Genomic DNA, 17051 nt, shown 5'->3' with positions numbered 1-17051 from the left:
GATGCTGACTTGAATCTACCGCGTTTGGGGGACAAGGAGATGGGGAAGATGGGGAAGATGGGGAAGATGGGGAAGATGGGGAAGATGGGGAAGATGGGGAAGATGGGGAAGATGGGGAAGATGGGGAAGATGGGGAAGATGGGGAAGATGGGGAAGTCGGGGGAGAAAAATTCAATCTTGAATGTCAATAATAGCAAAATCCTTGTAGTGCGAGCATCTTGCTCGCTACTAATACCCAATTTAGATGCATGACCGCTTATCCGAACAATCAGGTATCGACTACCGTTTTACTAATCGGTTGACCTGTCCAAACGATAACCGATAAAAGTTGGCTACGTGGTTCAGCCTTAAATCCCCCAACCACGGGTTTAATTTCCAGGAAAAAGATTTCCCAGCAGGCGGGTTCCATGACCCACTGTACCGGGGTGTTTGGCAAATGTGTGCCGAATCGCTGGACTGATGATCCATAAATCGGGCGAATCGTTGAAGGACAAAACAATATATCAATAACGTTAGGGTTGAACCCATATTTACCCGCAAAATAGGTAACATCTTCCCATTGATAAATTAACTTGTCGTTAGCTCCTAAATAGTCATCATTTTCTGAACAATTTGCTCCAAGTAACCAAACTAATCTAGAGCAGATCACTTCCACCCGCAGGCGATCGCTCCTAAGTAGGTTTACCTCTTCAGGTAGCAAGATGGCATCTGATTTAGGCGACCAAATCTGGACGGAGGTATTGCCATCAATGGACACCTCTCTCAAGGTGAGATGGGGCGGATATCCGGCAGGATACGCAGGCGCAATCGCCAGTTCCTCCGGAATGAATCGATTAATCATATTACCTACTGCAATGTCTGCCACTCAATCGAGGAGTGTTCTACTTTGCAGTTTCTTATATTGAGGCATGAAATGAGGATAATCCATGCATTTTAAGAATAAATTCAATTCTATTACTGCATCAAATTAGCAATCATACCAAATCAGGGTTAACTACCCCCTTTATGAGTAGGGACAAGGCAACAGGCAAAAGTACCATTCGCTTCCTCTGCTCCCCCTGCTCCCCAAGCTTCCCCCGCTCTCCCTCACCACAACCCTGGTTCAGTCACCCCTATCCACATCCCCAGCCTGTCGTCTGCAAATGAAAACTATTCAGGTTTAATTCGTCTTGATCAAAGCTTGCGGCTTGAATCAACGCTTGGAAAATGGCGAAATGTCGGGAATCTGGGAGGGAGAGTTCCGGATGCCATTGCAGCGCGATCGCAAAAGGATGCTGTTTATGTTCTAATGCTTCAATTAAGCCATCTTCGGCTTTAGCGACAGTCTGCCAACCACAAGGTATTGTACGCACGGTTTGATGATGCCAAGAGACAACAGTAAGTTCTTCCTCTCCCATAATTCCAGATAGTTGGCTATCGGCATAAATCCGCACCGTATGCTGACTCGGTTTCAGCATTTCCTCGCGATGCAAGATATCCTCCCCAAATTCATCTGGTAAATGGGGGACTAAATCACCCCCACTCGCTACCATCAGCACTTCTAAGCCGCGACAAATCCCTAAAACAGGCTTGTGTTTCGCCAATGCTAGTTTCGCCAGTGCCAATTCAGCCTGATCTCGTTCCGGATCAGTGCCATAGATTGTCGGATGAGGGGAACCATTGTAGAAATCGGGATCGATATCACCCCCCCCTGTAAAAATTAACCCATCCACCTGATTCAGGATAACCGTAGGATCAGATTGAACAGGCGGAAGCAAAATGGGTATCCCTCCAGCAGACTGGACTGCCTGAGTATAACCTGCCGGGGAATAAAAATTTCCCGTTGGCTTATAGTTATAGGTGGTAATTCCAATGATTGGCGGTGTCATCGGCTTTGGATTCATCAAGGAAAGCGTTGATAAGGGTTTTCTGATTTAGCCTATACAATTTTTACGGAATAAATTGATAGAATCACTGCATTCTCAGCGATGAATTTCAGCTACAGGGAAAAAAATGAGCAAGGGAACGCATCAACCCCAAACGGCTACGCTGTTAATCTCCTGTCCTGATCAACCGGGATTAGTTGCCAAGTTTGCCAATTTTATTTATGCTAACGGCGGTAACATCATTCATGCAGACCAGCACACAGACTTTGACACCGGGCTATTTCTCACCCGCATTGAGTGGCAATTAGATAATTTTAACCTACCACGGGAGTTGATTGACCCAGCATTTGCGGCAATTGCCCAACCCCTAGAGGCAAAATGGCAGCTTCATTTCTCGGATAGCGTGCCTCGAATTTCCATTTGGGTGAGTCGGCAAGATCATTGTCTGTTCGATTTACTTTGGCGGCAAAAAGCCCAGGAGTTGGGGGCGGAAATTCCTTTAATTATTAGCAATCACCCCGATTTAAAACCGATTAGCGAACAGTTTGGCGCTGACTTTCACCACATTCCGATTACTCAAGACAATAAAGCCGAACAAGAAGTAAAACAGCTTGAACTGATACGTCACTATAATATCGATCTGGTGGTCTTGGCTAAGTACATGCAAATTATTCGTCCTGAATTTATTGAGCAATTTTCTCAAATTATCAATATTCACCATTCTTTTTTGCCTGCGTTTACGGGAGCAAAACCTTACCATCGTGCCTATCAACGTGGGGTAAAAATTATTGGGGCAACGGCTCATTACGTCAAACCCGAACTGGATGCTGGACCGATTATTGAGCAAGATGTGGTGCGAATTAATCATCGGGATAATGTGGCGGATTTGATTCGCAAGGGGAAAGATTTAGAACGGGTGGTATTAGCCAGGGCAGTACGCCTACATTTACAGCATCAGGTGTTAGTTTACGGGAATCGAACTGTGGTTTTTGCTTAAGTAAAATCTGTAGAGGGTATGGCTATGCCTATTTCCCTAGAACGTCTCATTTTTTCTGGCTAAATAAAGGTTATTTAGTCATTTAGTCGCGGCTAGTCATTGCACTGATAGATTAGGATTGTACTCTCTAATTTTAGAACTTTCTTTGGTTAAAAAAGTTTGTAGTAGGCACGAAGCGTGCCAGAAGCGCTAAAGCGCTGACTACGAACTCGTATTCTAGGGGTTATTAAACTGAAAAGGCGATCGCAGGTTTCCCGATGCATCCTGTTGCACATATATCGTCTCCGTCAGTTTGTCAAGCTTCCACCACTGTTCATAGACACCGCAAATCGATCGCAGGTAGTCGGTAAAATCGATAGAGTAGTCTTGAACCATGGCAATGCGGTAATCTAGGCAATACGATCGCTCTTCAACGAGGGCGATCAGATTACTAATTCTCTGGTGGTGGTTTGGATCAGGACTTTTGAGGTGACGGACTCTGGATGAAGGATGACAAATCTGTAACCAAGGACAGATGACAAACGACGAATAACATAAGACATAAGACGAATGACAAATACCTGTAAAATTTCCATACGGGATTAGACAGAAAGGATAATCATGCGAATTTTAATCATGGGTGGTACTCGCTTCATCGGAGTCTACTTAACCAAAATCTTGGTTGAACAAGGACATGAGGTGGTACTGTTCAACCGAGGGAATAAACCCGCCCCTGTTGAAGGGGTACAACAGATTCACGGCGATCGCAAAGACGCTACCCAACTCAAGGAAAAGCTGTCAGGAGAAGCGTTTGATGCCATTTTTGATAATAATGGGCGGGAACTCAGTGACACTCAACCCCTAGTGGAGATATTTAAAGACAAAGTACAGCATTTTGTCTATATGAGTTCGGCGGGGGTCTATTTACAATCTGACCAAATGCCCCATGTTGAAGGCGATCCCGTTGATCCCAAAAGTCGTCACAAGGGTAAACATGAGACGGAAACGTATCTAGACGCCCAAGGAATTCCCTTTACCGCGATTCGTCCAACCTATATCTATGGACCTCAAAACTACAATGACTTAGAAGCCTGGTTCTTTGACCGTATTGTTCGCGATCGCCCGATCCTAATTCCCAGTAGTGGTCTATATATCACACAACTGGGACATTGTAAAGATTTAGCCCGTGCCATGTCTCTGGTACTAGGGAACCAGCACGCCATTGGACAAGTTTATAATGTATCCGGCGATCGCTATGTCACCTTTGACGGCTTGGCAAACGCCTGTATTGTGGCGGCGGGTAAATCTCCAGAGGATTTTGACCTCTTACATTACAACCCCAAAAAATTTGATTTTGGCAAGCGCAAAGCCTTCCCCCTGCGAACCCAACACTTTTTTGCGGATGTCCATAAAGCTAAGACTCAACTCGACTGGGAACCGGAGTATGACTTGATATCAGGGCTGAAGGACTCGTTCCAAAACGATTACCTCGCATCTGGGCGTCACGAAGCGGAGGTAGATTTCTCATTGGATGACCAACTATTAGCCGCGAGTTGAGGCACAAGGTAAATTCCGCCAGAAATTAGGGTGAGGACAACCGATAACCAAAATAGGACAAGGGATGGCATCTCCCACACCGGAGGAAGTGGTGCAATTAACAGGGCAATTGCTGTAATTTGAGTTACGGTTTTGAGTTTGCCCCAAATATTTGCGCCACTAATTTCCTGGGTCAAATTGGGGTTCACTCGCCAACCCGCGATCGCTAATTCCCGCGCTAATATTAGAAACACACCCCAGGCGGGAACTTGACCCAATTCGATTAAGGCTAAAAGGGGGGCTAAGACTAATAATTTATCCACTAACGGATCAAGAAATTTGCCCAAATCTGTCACTTGATCCAGTTTTCGCGCCAGATAGCCGTCTAACCAATCCGTACCTGCGGCGATGAGAAAGATTGCCAGACAAATCCAGCGCGTCTGATCTGTGGGATCATGCAGTCCGTATAGAATAAAGGGCAGTCCCAGTAATCGAGAAAATGTAATCCATGTGGGTAGTGTCATCAGATTTATAAATCAGGGCGGGTTTTGTTGGGCTGTTACTCGGTGAGGAGGGCGGGTTTTGTTGTTCCGTTAATGGTGAGGAGGGCGGGTTTTGTTGTTCCGTTAATGGTGAGGAGGGCGGGTTTTGTTGTTCCGTTAATGGTGGGGCAGGGCGGGTTTTGTTGTTCCGTTAATGGTGAATAGCTGAATTTAGCCCCTAAACCCGCCCCTACGATTGTCCCTAAATCCGCCCCTACGATTGTCCCTAAACCCGCCCCTACAATTGTCCCTGAACATTATTTTTTTAGTTTAATCGAGTTAGGTTGAGAAAACTTTAATTGCTGGATGTTGTTTAAATATTAAGGATTGAAAAATTACAAAGAATTTTTTCAGCAATAGCAACTTAAACCGAGATACAGGTCGGTTCAATGCGCTCCTTGCTTCTTCAGAACTACAGCAATCGTTTTCAGAATGAGCTGGAAGTCATAGATAAGAGACCACTTGCGCTGATAAGCCAGATCCATCGACACAATATCTTCAAAATCAATCACACTAGAGCGACCATTGACTTGCCATTCTCCAGTCATTCCTGGCTTAGTTCTCAATCGTTGCCAATGATGCGGCTTGTAGTGTTGTACTTCATTCAGGGTGGGCGGACGAGTCCCGACTAAGCTCATCTCACCGTTAAGCACGTTCCAAAATTGAGGCAATTCATCCAAGCTGGTGCGCCGCAAAAACCGACCTACACGAGTGATGCGAGGGTCGTTGGTATTTTTAAAGATATGACCTTTTGCCTGATTTTGCACCAAATGTTGCCTGCGATCAGCATCTACAACCATTGAACGAAATTTCAAGATGCGAAAGGATTTACCTCGTAAACCACAGCGAAGTTGACGATAGAAAATAGGACCGGGATCGTCAATCTGGATCGCGATCACAATTGGTATGGCAAGAATTGCCGTCAGGATTAAACCAAATACGGCTCCCAGAATATCCATGAGACGTTTAATTTTGCAGGTTGCCGACTGATGCTGCACAATTAACCGAGAGAAACTTTGGATCTGGGAGGGATCACCCGGTAAGGGTGTGGAACAGTTTGGTGTAGTAAACACAGTGTAAGCTCAGTTGTATTACAAGTTGTAAGTTATTTAGCCGATTATTATGTTCTATATTATTGAGCGGTTTGCGAAAAAAAAATAGTCCGTAGGATACACTTCACGAATTCTTTACAATTCTATAGTGACTGAATGCAGTTTTTATGAAGATATGATGAAGATTAGGGATTGAGATGAACGAGGATTACCCAATCTCACAATTTCTAATCAAAGCTGAAAGCGCGATCTAGGGTTTAAGTAATGACTTTACTTTTGGCATCTATCCTAAGATATAGATTATAGAGTCATAGCCCGTTTAAATGAGGCGTGAAAATAAAAGGAGCTGAAACGCTTAGCCAGTGAGGGTTGCCATTTCACAATTGATTTAGAGGTTACTGAATAAGTAGGGGCTGCTGAATAAATCTTGTGGTGGGGAGAGGGAATGGGGAATAGGCAACACCTCGACTTCGCTCGGTAACACGCTCGGTGTGTCTGGGCAATGGTTTCGACCCCCTGTTGAGGGAACATTCGGCGCTTAGGTCGGCTTGCAATCCCAGAATGCAAGACGGTTATAGTGTAAAAACCTTGCACTTGTTGGGTAGGAAAATGGCTTGAAAGCCCTATCTGTTCTACCTTACACACTTGTGCAGCAAGCCCTATCTATGTTTCATAAGAAGACGCTATATGCAACGTCTCTAAAGTATGTTGATAGCTTTTATTTATAGAAATGATGAAAATTAATAATTAAAGGCTCATCAAAGCTTTGAGATAGACTGGATACAATCAGTTTAAGATATTGACGTAGACGCTCGTGTTGCTGGAAATTGGGACGATATAGCCGATCGCCTACGGGTGAAAACAGTTTGGCATCAGCTAGATCAGCATCAGGAAAATCTGGGAAAGAAGCGGAAGAGAACCCCTGTAGGCGATCGCGAGTTGGGATCAATCCTGACGGTAACTCACCGTGCAAAAACCCGATTAAACGTTCATCACAGGCGACTGTGTTGAGACCTTGACGTTCTAAGCGTTGCTTAATTTCTGCCAGAGTGTAATCCCGAATTCCTGATTCCTTCTCTGTCGGGGGAAACGCCTTAAGCAGTTCTAATAGCAGAAAGTAGTCACTATATTGCTGCTGAAAGCGATTAAAGACATGGGGATACAGGGGTAACCTCGCCAATCCAGTAGCGACCCAAGGCGGGGACGATACAGTATCCTGGATCAGTGCAGAATTAGGTAGTTTGTCCTGAAGCCACTGCTTCACCCTGTTTGACTTAGCGCTTCCTCCCGTACAGATAGCTTGACTGATCGCCTGTTGGGATTGTCCGGCTTGAATCAGTAGTCGGTTAACCTGTTGGTTGAGTTGTTCAATAAACGGTGTGATAATGGCACTGTTGAAGTCTTTTTGCTGCACCGTCCAGCGATACGCACCCAATTCCAGGGTAAATTCGGTTTTGTGTGGCAAAATCAGCTTCAAGTATTCAGCCGCTTTCAGTAGCGCCTGTCCTAACACCGAATGCTGTAACTCAAATAAAGCGCGATCGCGTCTTTTGGGGTCAGGTTGACCCGGTAAGGGGGGTTCTAAATCCTGGCTAAGATTCAGTTGTGCTAATTGCGCCTCAGACATCTGCGGGTAGATTAGCTGCCATATAATATCTTGATTAATCGCCTCACCTGCGTAAGACCAACTTTGAAGTTTAAAATCGGCGTAGGTTAATTGGCGGGGATTGTAAGGCAAATCCACTAATGCCAATTCCGTGGTGGTTGCGCCACTATCGATCACCAACGTCCAGCCACGCCCAAGTGTAGTAGATTCAGGCGTCAAGGGGGGAGAGGCGGGTTCAGGCGTGGGAAAAGCGGCTAAGAGGGACGCGATCGCATCTTCTAAGAAGACAATTTGTTGCGATTCCTTGACTAACTTGGCAGCCAATACTGCTTCCCGAACATTAATCTGGTAGGTATCGCCCCAATCGACTGGATAACTGACAATAACACCTGCCAGTTGTGCTAAAACGTCTGCCAGTACGTCTGATTCTAGACCCATCGCCCCTACCTGCAATGACACCTTGGTGCGAATAGTCTCTGGGGTTAAAGTGGCTAACATTGCCTGTAAGGATCGCCGCACCCAATATAGAGGAACCTGTCCATCCGGTAACACTAACATCGGTTCCCACTGACGACGTTCTGGGGAATAGTAAGGAATTGCCAAGGGTAAATAGGGTTTCACCGTGGACACCTTTATTCCTGCTGTTTTTGCCACGGTAGGACTCGCGGAGGTTTGTGTCGGTAAACGAAATACGCGATCGCCTGAATCATGATTGGTGGTTGACGAGTCCCGTTGCCAATATAAAGGGTAGTGCTGACCTGTGTTTTTGTTCAACACCACAGCCGACAGCCCCGTGGTGCCGAAATCAATTCCTAAGTACCAGAGAGGATTATTAGTATCCACTAGCCAATTCGATAATCAAGTCACACCACCTACCTACCTGTAGGGGTACGGCAGTGTCCATCCGCGTCAATTTAAGGTAGAAAACCAATGCTGGCAAGATTTTAAGCTGTGTCTATCTACTTCTCGACATTTCCCCCTCATCCCCTAACCCCAACTCCCACCCCCCTCGTTCCCCCCTACCACCCTCGTTCCCCCTACAAGAGGGGGGAGGACAGAGGATGCTTCGCGTTTTTTGCACGGGGGAGGACAGAGGATGCTTCGCTTTTGTTGCACGGGAGAAGGGGAACCGGATCTCTTGCTCCCCTCTTGATCTCTTGCTCCCCTCTTGCTCCCCTCTCCCAAGCTTGGGAGAGGGGCTGGGGGTGAGGGCTGGCGTGGGTGAGGGGTTAAGCTTAAGTTGACACCAATGGACACTGCCGTGTCCCTACTCTAATCCCTATTTTGTTCGCCATCCTCTAAAGACGTTTCTTGAGGTTGGCTCACGGACTGTTGATCAGGAGTCACAGAGTCTTCCAAGACATATTCTTCTACCACATTGTCTTGCTCTAAGTCAATCGATTCCTCAGACACATCATCAGAAACATCCTCCAATTCTGGGGATGGTGGTGGCGTCGTTTCCTCAGAGTCACTCACCAAGGGATCAGGTTCGCGAAAGTCTCGGTCAGTTGGGGTAGTCTGTTGCCAATCTGGGAAGATAACATCCTCTTGGGATAAGTCGTGGAGGGCAAATTCTTCCCAATCTTCTGCCAACAACTCCTCTGACATGGGCAATGACTGGATTGAGTCTAAATCGAAGTTTGGGGGTGAGACGATGCGATCGCGAGACGGGGACGGCTGAGGGACAATATTCAGATGGTCTTCGGCTTCAAAGCTGTGTAGGTCTTCACTAAGCTGCTGGAGGGTAGTTTGGTCTAGCCTAATCTCTTGACCGGAAAACTGTTGCGATTCATCCCTGACTAGCAAATCTTCATCGGGTGAGGCGGGAATATAGTGATCCTCAACTGAGGTAACGGGGGAATCAGTTTCTCCAGGGTGTTCCAAAAACCATTCTTCCTCACGAGTCGCCGCTATGGATGGGATATCGGCTACGGGGGGGGAATAACTTAACCCCATTTCATCGAGTAAATCGGTTAGGGCGGTAATTGTTTTAACGTCTTGAGACTCGCCGAACCTTTCCTGGTGAGGATAAGTGGCGGGTTCTGGCGTGGCGACTATCTCTGACTCAATCGGGGCGTCAGGTGTTGGCGTTTCAAATAATAAGGTTTCCCAGGATAGTTGATCAGGATTGATGCCTTCAATCCAGGGTTCGGCTGAATTTGTTTCATCAGCCGGATCAGTGAATCCGTCAAATAGATAATCCGCAATCTCCACCGATTCAGTCTCACCAAAAGCCTGATCCGGGGATCGGTCATCTTGCCAGTCCGTTGTAGTGATTGATGTCGCTGAGGTATCCGCATCCGTCACTTCGGCGGTATTGGCTGGAGGAGGGGTATTAGAGTCGGGGACAGCGTCTGTGCCAAATAGGGTATTATACAACTCATCAATTTCATGGTGGCGGTTCTCGACTTCAGTTTGATCGGCAACCTCTGGGTCTACGGGTTGCTTGGCGTCCGCCTGAGAGATTGGGGTTGAGGGGGATGATGATGGTGTGGACTCCGGCGTACTATCGATGCCTAAGAGGAAATCTAGGTCTTGAAATTCTGAATCCTTGTCTGAGATAGAGGTATCCATATCCCAGCCAATCAAGGCGTCTAGGGGATTGCCTCCTAAATTTTCTGTATCGAGTTCTTCCGTCCATTGCTGATCGGCAATTTTAGACGGCAGTTGAGCCTGGGTTGGTGGGGATGGGGTTAAGGCATTGGCAGATAGGGTCACATTGAATTCAGGCTGAGACACTGGATCAATGCCCACAAAAATGCCCTCTTGTTTTGACGTCGATGACGTTGAATCAGGCACTGACTGGGATAATTCTGTCACCTCTGACCAAGGTTGAGACGATTGCACCAAGGTTGAGGTTTCTCGTCCCAATAGCTGGGCGAGGCGATTGACCAGGGCTGTAAATAACAGCTCTCCTTGATTGCTCAAGCGATGCATTTTGTCAAGTCCTTGAGACAAAGACTGTTGATACCCCTGTAGATCCCGATCGAGTGCATCAAAGAGTGACCGTTGGTTGGCATCGAGATTGAGCAACATGCGATCGCTCTCTCGTTGCAGTTGCCGCAGTTGCTCTAAGCGTTCTTGAGGTAACATTATCCCAGAGGTAGGTTGCCCTGGTGATCCCGATGTCGATGCAGCGTTGAGCAGTTGGGCTTCTAAATTCAGTAAGATTTGAGCCAGTTGCTGGGTCAGGCGTTCGGTTGACTGGTGAATTAAATCCTGAGCAAATTCTGGGAGAGGTTGTTCTTGTCCCCTCCCTTTAGCGGTAACAGTATTTTGTAATTGCTGTTTCTTCTGCTCAAGGTGCTGAATTTCTTGAGTTAAGGACTCTCGCTGTTGACGTAATGCTGACAATTCAGCCTGCAAGGGTTCTGTCACCTGTTGGCGGATGCTCTCCATTTCTTGGGCAACCGCCTGCACAATCGGTGTAATGGCTGATTCGGGGGATGGCGACATTGCCATCTCCTCTGACTGCATCGACAGCAGATAGCGACGCACCCGTTCTAGGAGTTCGCGATCGCGGGCTAAATCGTTGGGTTTAGACCAAGGGAAACGGGAGCCAAACTTGGCAAGGAGACTGTCAATATCAGCAATCAGCGATTGGATTTTCTTCTGTTTAGTCACGGTGGAACGCCTGACAACTTATGTTCACGCTTCGCAGGAGGTATTGCGATCGCCTGCTTTTATTATGTAGGAACTTGAACGCTTGCCGTTAGCCTAGTCTGAAAACGTATTCTGGCTAACCGATGTCCTCTCAAGTCCTGATTACAGGCATCTAAGTTGTTAAATCTCCCTCAATATGCAGCATAATAGCTGTGTACCAATCTCCGGCTGATTAGCTTTAATTTCCAATAGGATTAGAATTGAAGGCACTTCGAGGGAGTATAGCGCCGTTCATCGATCAGGACATAAGTCCCTTGTATCTGCCATTATGGCGGGTCTGGATGGGGTGATGAGGGGCGCTTGTACCACAACGACTCAATTTTGTGTCTGTTGTGGAACAGGAAGGGACTTGCTTAAGTTTTTGAGGATAACAAATCGCCGTACTTGTCCACGGCGTATACAATGTGGTTTGGCTTCATGGATGATCGATACAGCTCACACGAAATGAACTCTAATGTTAATGAGTTGATTCGCACTGCTCCTTTATTTTCTGGCTTACCAGAAGCCAGTGTGAATCAAGCGACTTCTCATGTTGTTACTCGCAGCCACCCCAAGGATCGAGTTATTTTGCTGGAGAATGACTGGGGTGGCTCGGTTTACTTCATTTTGGAGGGCTGGGCAAAAATTCGTACCTATAACCTGGAAGGGAAAGAGGTGACCCTCAACATTTTAGGGAAGGGGGAAATTTTTGGCGAAATGGCGGCGCTGGATGAGGTGCCTCGTTCTACCGATGTGATTACCTTAACGCCCACGACGATTGGCAGTATACCTGCCCAGGATTTTATCCAGCTTATTCATGATGAACCTTTAGCCGGGGTTCGTTTGTCTCAGCTTATGGCAAAGCGCTTGCGCCAAGTTAATCGCCGTCTCCGCCTGAGAGAGTCGGATAGTACCTCACGAGTGGCAGATACGCTCCTGTTTTTGGCAGAGGGTCAGGGTAAACTCAAACAGCAAGGTACTGAGATTCCCAACTTACCCCATCGCGAGTTAAGCAGTTTGAGTGGATTGGCGCGGGAGACAGTGACGCGAGTTTTGACGAAGCTAGAAAAAAAAGGCTTGATTAAGCGAGAACACGATATTATGTTTATCCCGGATCTGGCGGCATTAGAACGCATTATTGCTTAGAAGTGTTATTTGTCTTATGTCCTTTGTCATTGGTAAGGTTTGAGGCAGATTTACCTACGCAAGGGGATCAGGCGATCATGTCGAGGTGAAAGGGGCGTTAAAGTGGAGGTTGATCAAGCGTTGATAAAAGCTGAATGAGCGATTCTTTTGAGGATGCCCAAGTGCCTCGCCCTAATCCCGATCAGAATACTGAATCCTCCTCGAAGGACTCAGAAAATGTTAATGACGAATGGGATTTGGTGGAGGAACTAGAGCCAGAGACGGAACCATCAACCAATACTAGACCTGAAAGGCTAATCCCTAATCAGGACAGAAATTCGGCGAGTCCCCAACAGCAGGCACAACAGCGACAATTCAATACCACTGTCGTCATGGTGGAAACGGCGTTCCTCGCCAGTACAGCGAGTTTGATTTGGCTAATTAATTATTATTTTCCCCTCGGTCCAGTCTTGAAGATGTTTTTCCCGGTGCCAATCGCCTTGGTGTATATGCGTCGGGGAAATCGAGCCTCTTGGATGGCGGCACTGGTTTCAGGGTTATTGCTGTCGGTGCTACAAGGACCAACCCGCAGTATCCTGTTTTTGATTCCCTACGGTTTGATGGGCGTTCAGTTGGGCGCGTTGTGGAAACGTCAAGCCAATTGGTTATTTTCGATTGGGATTGGTACGCTACTAGGAACTTTAGGATTCTTTTTTCGCTTTTGGTTACTCTCGATTCTTTTGAGTGAGGATCTGTGGGTTTATGTGATGACTCAAATTACCGAATTAGTGGAATGGGGGTTTGTCAAGCTGGGGTTGCTGGCTCAACCCAGTTTAACGTTAATTCAGTTGGTGGCAATTGTGGCAATTGTGATCAATAATGCCATTTATTTATTTGTGGTTCATCTGGTGGCGTTACTCATCTTTGATCGCCTGAAAAGTCCCATTCCTCGTCCGCCTCAGTGGGTACAAGTTTTGCTGGATTATTAATTTTTGTAAACACGCCTCAAACCCTTAGATAAGAAGAATGACGTAGCTTTCTTCTCAAGGGAGCGAGTATGATAAATGACGATTCCTACCATCAACTTTAATTTTGTCCGACTACTTATCTGTCAATATTGCTACAACAGGGTTGGCTCACCTGTTGATACGTTGGTAATTCGCTAAGATAACAGATTAAGTAGGTTACAGGTCACTAGATATGTCTTTATTGTTTATCATTCCCTTGGGGATTTTCCTCGTCACTGCGTATCTTTTTAAACAATTGGCTAATGAAATGGCTTATCTTGTCGCTGCCATTGCTTTAGTTAGCTTAGTTGTAACGTTATGTTTAGCACCCTGGCAAATTCAATTATTGCTGCTGGCATTAGTCATTTTTAGCAATCATAGACGCAGTTCTTCATCGTCTCAGCCCGCCACAGAGTCCTCATTGCTGGATGAGAATAACGTTAAGCTGGTTTATCGAGGCGTTAACTATGACCTAAGCCCTGCCCAGGTTGAGGTAACGGAAGATGAGGTGATCGGAAAATATCGGGGTCAGGCTTTGAGAGTTCACCATTTAGTGAAACCTCCGGCTACGTCAACTCTCTTACCCTTGAAATATCGAGGGGTTAGCGTTAGCGATCAAAAATCGCTGATACCTGTGGTAAAAGAACAGGAATTAACCCAAAACAGTAATTGGAGTAAAGGCGGTAGGATAGATTAACTCTGAAGTGACGAGTCGTTGATAAGGAGAAACTATGCGGATTGCTCATAATATCACAGAAGTAATTGGTCACACTCCCCTAATTCAGCTCAACCGGATTCCTCAAGCCGAGGGATGTGTAGGACGAATTGTGGTGAAACTGGAGGGAATGAACCCTGCCGCTTCTGTGAAAGATCGCATCGGGATGAGTATGATTCAGGCAGCAGAAGAAGCGGGTCAGATTCATCCTGGAAAAACGGTGTTAGTGGAACCAACATCGGGGAATACAGGTATTGCCTTAGCCATGGTAGCCGCCGCTAAAGGATATGAGCTAATCTTGACGATGCCCGATACGATGAGCATGGAACGGCGATCTATGCTGAAAGCGTATGGAGCCAAACTAGAGCTGACACCCGGAAGCGAGGGAATGAAAGGAGCAATTCGCCGAGCCAACGAAATTACCGAAAGCACTCCTGAAGCTTTTATGCTGCAACAGTTTCAGAATTCAGCTAATCCCAAAATTCATCGGGAGACGACGGCTGAAGAAATTTGGGAAGATACTGAGGGGCAGGTCGATATTCTTATTTCTGGCGTTGGTACTGGTGGTACGATTACTGGTATTGCCGAAGTGCTTAAGCAACGTAAACCCGATTTTACCGCGATCGCCGTTGAACCGACCAGTAGTCCAGTTCTCTCTGGCGGACAAGCTGGACCCCATAAGATTCAAGGGATTGGTGCTGGCTTCGTCCCTCAAGTTTTGCGTACAGACTTGATTGATGAAGTGGTTCAAGTCAGTGATGAAGATGCTATCGCTTTTGGTCGCCGTTTAGCACGAGAAGAAGGGTTGTTATCGGGAATCTCCTCCGGTGCCGCTTTATGTGCTGCAATTCGGGTGGCGAAACGTCCGGAGAATGCGGGTAAGTTAATTGTTATGGTACAGCCCAGTTTTGGCGAACGCTATTTGAGTACGCCTTTATTTCGAGAACTGGATCAATCCGAAACACCTGTCCTAGTTTAATGGTTATTGGTCATTTGTCCTTTGTCATTCGTCCTTTGTAATTGATCCGCATCTATACCCAGTTTGTTCAAGGAAATCAATGGTTGCAGCAGTATCGGGGACAACCGCCCCTACTCGCTTGCATTTTAGGATTTACGGCAACAGGGTTAATCCCCGGCATTTCTGCGGCTGGGGCAACTCCAGAGGATCGGAAGTATACTGCGATCGCGGATGCTGAATTCTTAGTTAATGGTTTTACTGCCAATCCTCAGTATCCTCTACCTCCCTTGGATGCTGGGGCGTCGCCTGTCCTGATTTCTCGTGCTGTCGTTGAAGCTTGTCACCTTCCGGTTTATCTATTCAATGCGGGTTTACCTCAACCGCCAGCCGTCCCAGCTATAGATTTAGGAGGTTTACCCGCTAACTGTTTAACCACCGGAAAAGCCTTGCCCATCAATACTGTAAAACAGCTATTTGAGCAAGGCTTAATTTGGGGTCAAAAGCTGGCAACTCTGACCCCAAACGGATATGTAATGATTGCTGAATGCGTCGTTGGCGGAACCACAACGGCTTTGAGCGTATTGACAGGGTTGGGTATTGCCGCCATGGGTAAAGTCAATAGCAGCCATCCGCACTGTAATCATCGCCAAAAAGCAGAAATCGTTCGGATTGGACTACAACAGGCAGACTGGGAAGAGAAACTGGCAGAATTCATTGATCCCTTCGAGTTAGTCGCCGCCGTCGGTGATCCCATGCAAATTACAGCCGCCGGAATGGTGATTGGGGCAAGTCAAAGCGTTGGTGTTTTGTTAGCTGGAGGGACACAAATGCTGGCGGTTTATGCACTAGCACGGGCGTTGGCGCTTCTTCGTCTTGATTCCTTACCATGGCAACCTAAGCAGGTGGTTGTCGGTACAACTCGCTGGGTGGCAGATGATCCCACGGGTGATACTGTGGGATTAGCACGAGCGATCGGTGATGTTCCCCTTTTGGCAACTGACTTAAGTTTTGCCCAGTCAAGTTATCCGCAGCTACGGGCTTACGAACAAGGATATGTCAAGGAAGGTGTCGGTGCGGGAGGATGTGCGATCGCCTCCCATCTTTACCAAGGATGGAACACTACTCAATTACTGCAAGCCATTCAAGCACTTCTGGCTCAACACCATTAACCCGGATTGATGATCAAGAGTGAATACGGCGGGCGAGAAGCTGTTCTTCTAAAGCCGCAATGCGATTGTAAGCGGCGGTCAATTGGGCGGTGAGACGTTGCACTTGCACATCAGCAGACAGGAAATTCTCTGAATTATGATTTCCGTTGTGATTCGTATGAAATTGAGCGACTTCACCGTTATCCTCGATCAGGATATCTTTATGTTCCATCCCAGAGTCCAGCAGTTGGGGATTCGCATAGACGGGGATGTCATTAACCTTTGCGGTTGATGCCTGTAGCTCAGAGTCTACAGTTGACATCGGTGGGACTTCAGGGAGACACTGGGATACCTTGTTGTTGAGTTGCTCAATACTTTGGTATATGGCATCAACTTTATAATTTAGGGCGTTGATTTGCTGTTGAACTGTATCCATCTGATTACCAATTTCCATAGCGAGTTCTATTTCATGCTAGTCAATTTACACTCAAAAGCTACCTTCCTGCGGATTCATTTAACTATTTGAGACAATTCATATCCCTATATCCGGCTAATTGTTCACAGCGCACAAGTTTCAACCATTAAGTTAACCCTCAAAATGTTTTATCTTGGGCTTTAATCACCTTTTTTTCTAGATTTTAGCTTTGTCTTCCTTACAATGTCGCCGATCTAACTATTTAATATTTTATTTACAATTGTGCCTTCAACTCAGTCCGAACTCTGGATAAGTTCCCAGATTTACTCAACGAGTTACGGAACACTGGTCACTTGTATAGCAGATGGATTCTTTGGCTGTCAGTCTCACAGAACACCAAAATTGTGTTAGTTTGTTGGGAGCAAGCGTATACAACATAGTATTTTTACTCAATTCAGCAGATT

Annotated in this window: 16 protein-coding genes; 8 read left to right on the top strand and 8 right to left on the bottom strand. The window is 46.5% G+C overall.

The genetic code is table 11. The features are described 5' to 3' along the window. The first annotated feature begins 39 nt into the window (after positions 1 to 39). Complete coding sequence (locus RIG66_RS21400) at positions 40 to 252, top strand: hypothetical protein (protein ID WP_446380753.1); 213 nt, start codon at positions 40 to 42, stop codon at positions 250 to 252. Positions 253 to 268: 16 nt separating this feature from the next. On the opposite strand, the gene RIG66_RS21395 is transcribed toward RIG66_RS21400, so the two are convergent. After that, positions 269 to 841 (bottom strand): hypothetical protein, encoded by a 573-nt coding sequence (locus tag RIG66_RS21395; RefSeq protein ID WP_006102018.1) that lies wholly within the window; start codon positions 839 to 841, stop codon positions 269 to 271. A gap of 271 nt (positions 842 to 1112) precedes the next feature. Then, positions 1113 to 1883 (bottom strand): gamma-glutamyl-gamma-aminobutyrate hydrolase family protein, encoded by a 771-nt coding sequence (locus RIG66_RS21390; RefSeq protein WP_446380752.1) that lies wholly within the window; start codon positions 1881 to 1883, stop codon positions 1113 to 1115. Positions 1884 to 1992: 109 nt separating this feature from the next. Here RIG66_RS21390 and purU point away from each other — a divergent pair, with 109 nt between their 5' ends. After that, entirely contained in the window at positions 1993 to 2862 is an 870-nt protein-coding gene (gene purU, locus RIG66_RS21385; RefSeq protein WP_446380751.1) for a formyltetrahydrofolate deformylase, read from the top strand. A gap of 216 nt (positions 2863 to 3078) precedes the next feature. Here the strand turns inward: purU and RIG66_RS21380 are convergent, their stop codons facing one another. After that, positions 3079 to 3237 (bottom strand): hypothetical protein, encoded by a 159-nt coding sequence (locus RIG66_RS21380; protein ID WP_446380750.1) that lies wholly within the window; start codon positions 3235 to 3237, stop codon positions 3079 to 3081. A 225-nt stretch (positions 3238 to 3462) separates the two neighbouring features. Between RIG66_RS21380 and RIG66_RS21375 the strand changes: the two genes are divergently transcribed. Further along, positions 3463 to 4398 (top strand): NAD-dependent epimerase/dehydratase family protein, encoded by a 936-nt coding sequence (locus tag RIG66_RS21375; RefSeq protein WP_446380749.1) that lies wholly within the window; start codon positions 3463 to 3465, stop codon positions 4396 to 4398. Here RIG66_RS21375 and pgsA read toward each other — a convergent pair. From pgsA to RIG66_RS21355, 4 genes are all read right to left on the bottom strand, one after another. Continuing rightward, positions 4344 to 4901 carry a CDP-diacylglycerol--glycerol-3-phosphate 3-phosphatidyltransferase gene (gene pgsA, locus RIG66_RS21370; RefSeq protein ID WP_446380748.1) on the bottom strand — a complete coding sequence of 186 codons (558 nt, stop codon included), beginning with the start codon at positions 4899 to 4901 and terminating at the stop codon, positions 4344 to 4346. The genes RIG66_RS21375 and pgsA overlap by 55 nt on opposite strands. Positions 4902 to 5305: 404 nt before the next feature. After that, a complete protein-coding gene (locus tag RIG66_RS21365) occupies positions 5306 to 5941 on the bottom strand; it encodes a sugar transferase (protein ID WP_446380766.1) in 636 nt (211 codons plus the stop codon). Positions 5942 to 6689: 748 nt separating this feature from the next. After that, positions 6690 to 8420, bottom strand: a complete 1731-nt coding sequence (locus tag RIG66_RS21360; RefSeq protein WP_446380747.1) for a hypothetical protein — start codon at positions 8418 to 8420, stop codon at positions 6690 to 6692. A 429-nt stretch (positions 8421 to 8849) separates the two neighbouring features. Continuing rightward, complete coding sequence (locus RIG66_RS21355; protein ID WP_446380746.1) at positions 8850 to 11201, bottom strand: hypothetical protein; 2352 nt, start codon at positions 11199 to 11201, stop codon at positions 8850 to 8852. Between the two features lie 456 nt (positions 11202 to 11657). On the opposite strand from RIG66_RS21355, the gene RIG66_RS21350 reads away from it, so the two are divergent. From RIG66_RS21350 to cobT, 5 genes are all read left to right on the top strand, one after another. Next, positions 11658 to 12365, top strand: coding sequence for a Crp/Fnr family transcriptional regulator (locus tag RIG66_RS21350; protein ID WP_044208048.1), 708 nt, complete (start codon positions 11658 to 11660; stop codon positions 12363 to 12365). 134 nt (positions 12366 to 12499) lie between these two features. Next, positions 12500 to 13333 carry a DUF2232 domain-containing protein gene (locus tag RIG66_RS21345; protein WP_446380745.1) on the top strand — a complete coding sequence of 278 codons (834 nt, stop codon included), beginning with the start codon at positions 12500 to 12502 and terminating at the stop codon, positions 13331 to 13333. Between the two features lie 211 nt (positions 13334 to 13544). Then, positions 13545 to 14048 carry a DUF4278 domain-containing protein gene (locus RIG66_RS21340; RefSeq protein WP_446380744.1) on the top strand — a complete coding sequence of 168 codons (504 nt, stop codon included), beginning with the start codon at positions 13545 to 13547 and terminating at the stop codon, positions 14046 to 14048. A gap of 34 nt (positions 14049 to 14082) precedes the next feature. Further along, the gene (cysK, locus tag RIG66_RS21335) at positions 14083 to 15045 is read left to right on the top strand and encodes a cysteine synthase A (RefSeq protein ID WP_446380743.1); all 963 of its coding nucleotides are present in this window, start codon (positions 14083 to 14085) and stop codon (positions 15043 to 15045) included. A gap of 41 nt (positions 15046 to 15086) precedes the next feature. Continuing rightward, positions 15087 to 16193 (top strand): nicotinate mononucleotide-dependent phosphoribosyltransferase CobT, encoded by a 1107-nt coding sequence (gene cobT / locus RIG66_RS21330; RefSeq protein ID WP_446380742.1) that lies wholly within the window; start codon positions 15087 to 15089, stop codon positions 16191 to 16193. A gap of 13 nt (positions 16194 to 16206) precedes the next feature. On the opposite strand, the gene RIG66_RS21325 is transcribed toward cobT, so the two are convergent. Beyond that, entirely contained in the window at positions 16207 to 16626 is a 420-nt protein-coding gene (locus tag RIG66_RS21325; protein ID WP_446380741.1) for a hypothetical protein, read from the bottom strand. Between the last annotated feature and the right edge of the window lie 425 nt (positions 16627 to 17051).

Source organism: Coleofasciculus sp. E2-BRE-01 (genome assembly GCF_040221695.1).
Classification (GTDB): domain Bacteria; phylum Cyanobacteriota; class Cyanobacteriia; order Cyanobacteriales; family Coleofasciculaceae; genus Coleofasciculus.
The sequence above is the reverse complement of the archived record's forward strand: the minus strand, read 5'-3'. Positions and strand labels throughout refer to the sequence as shown.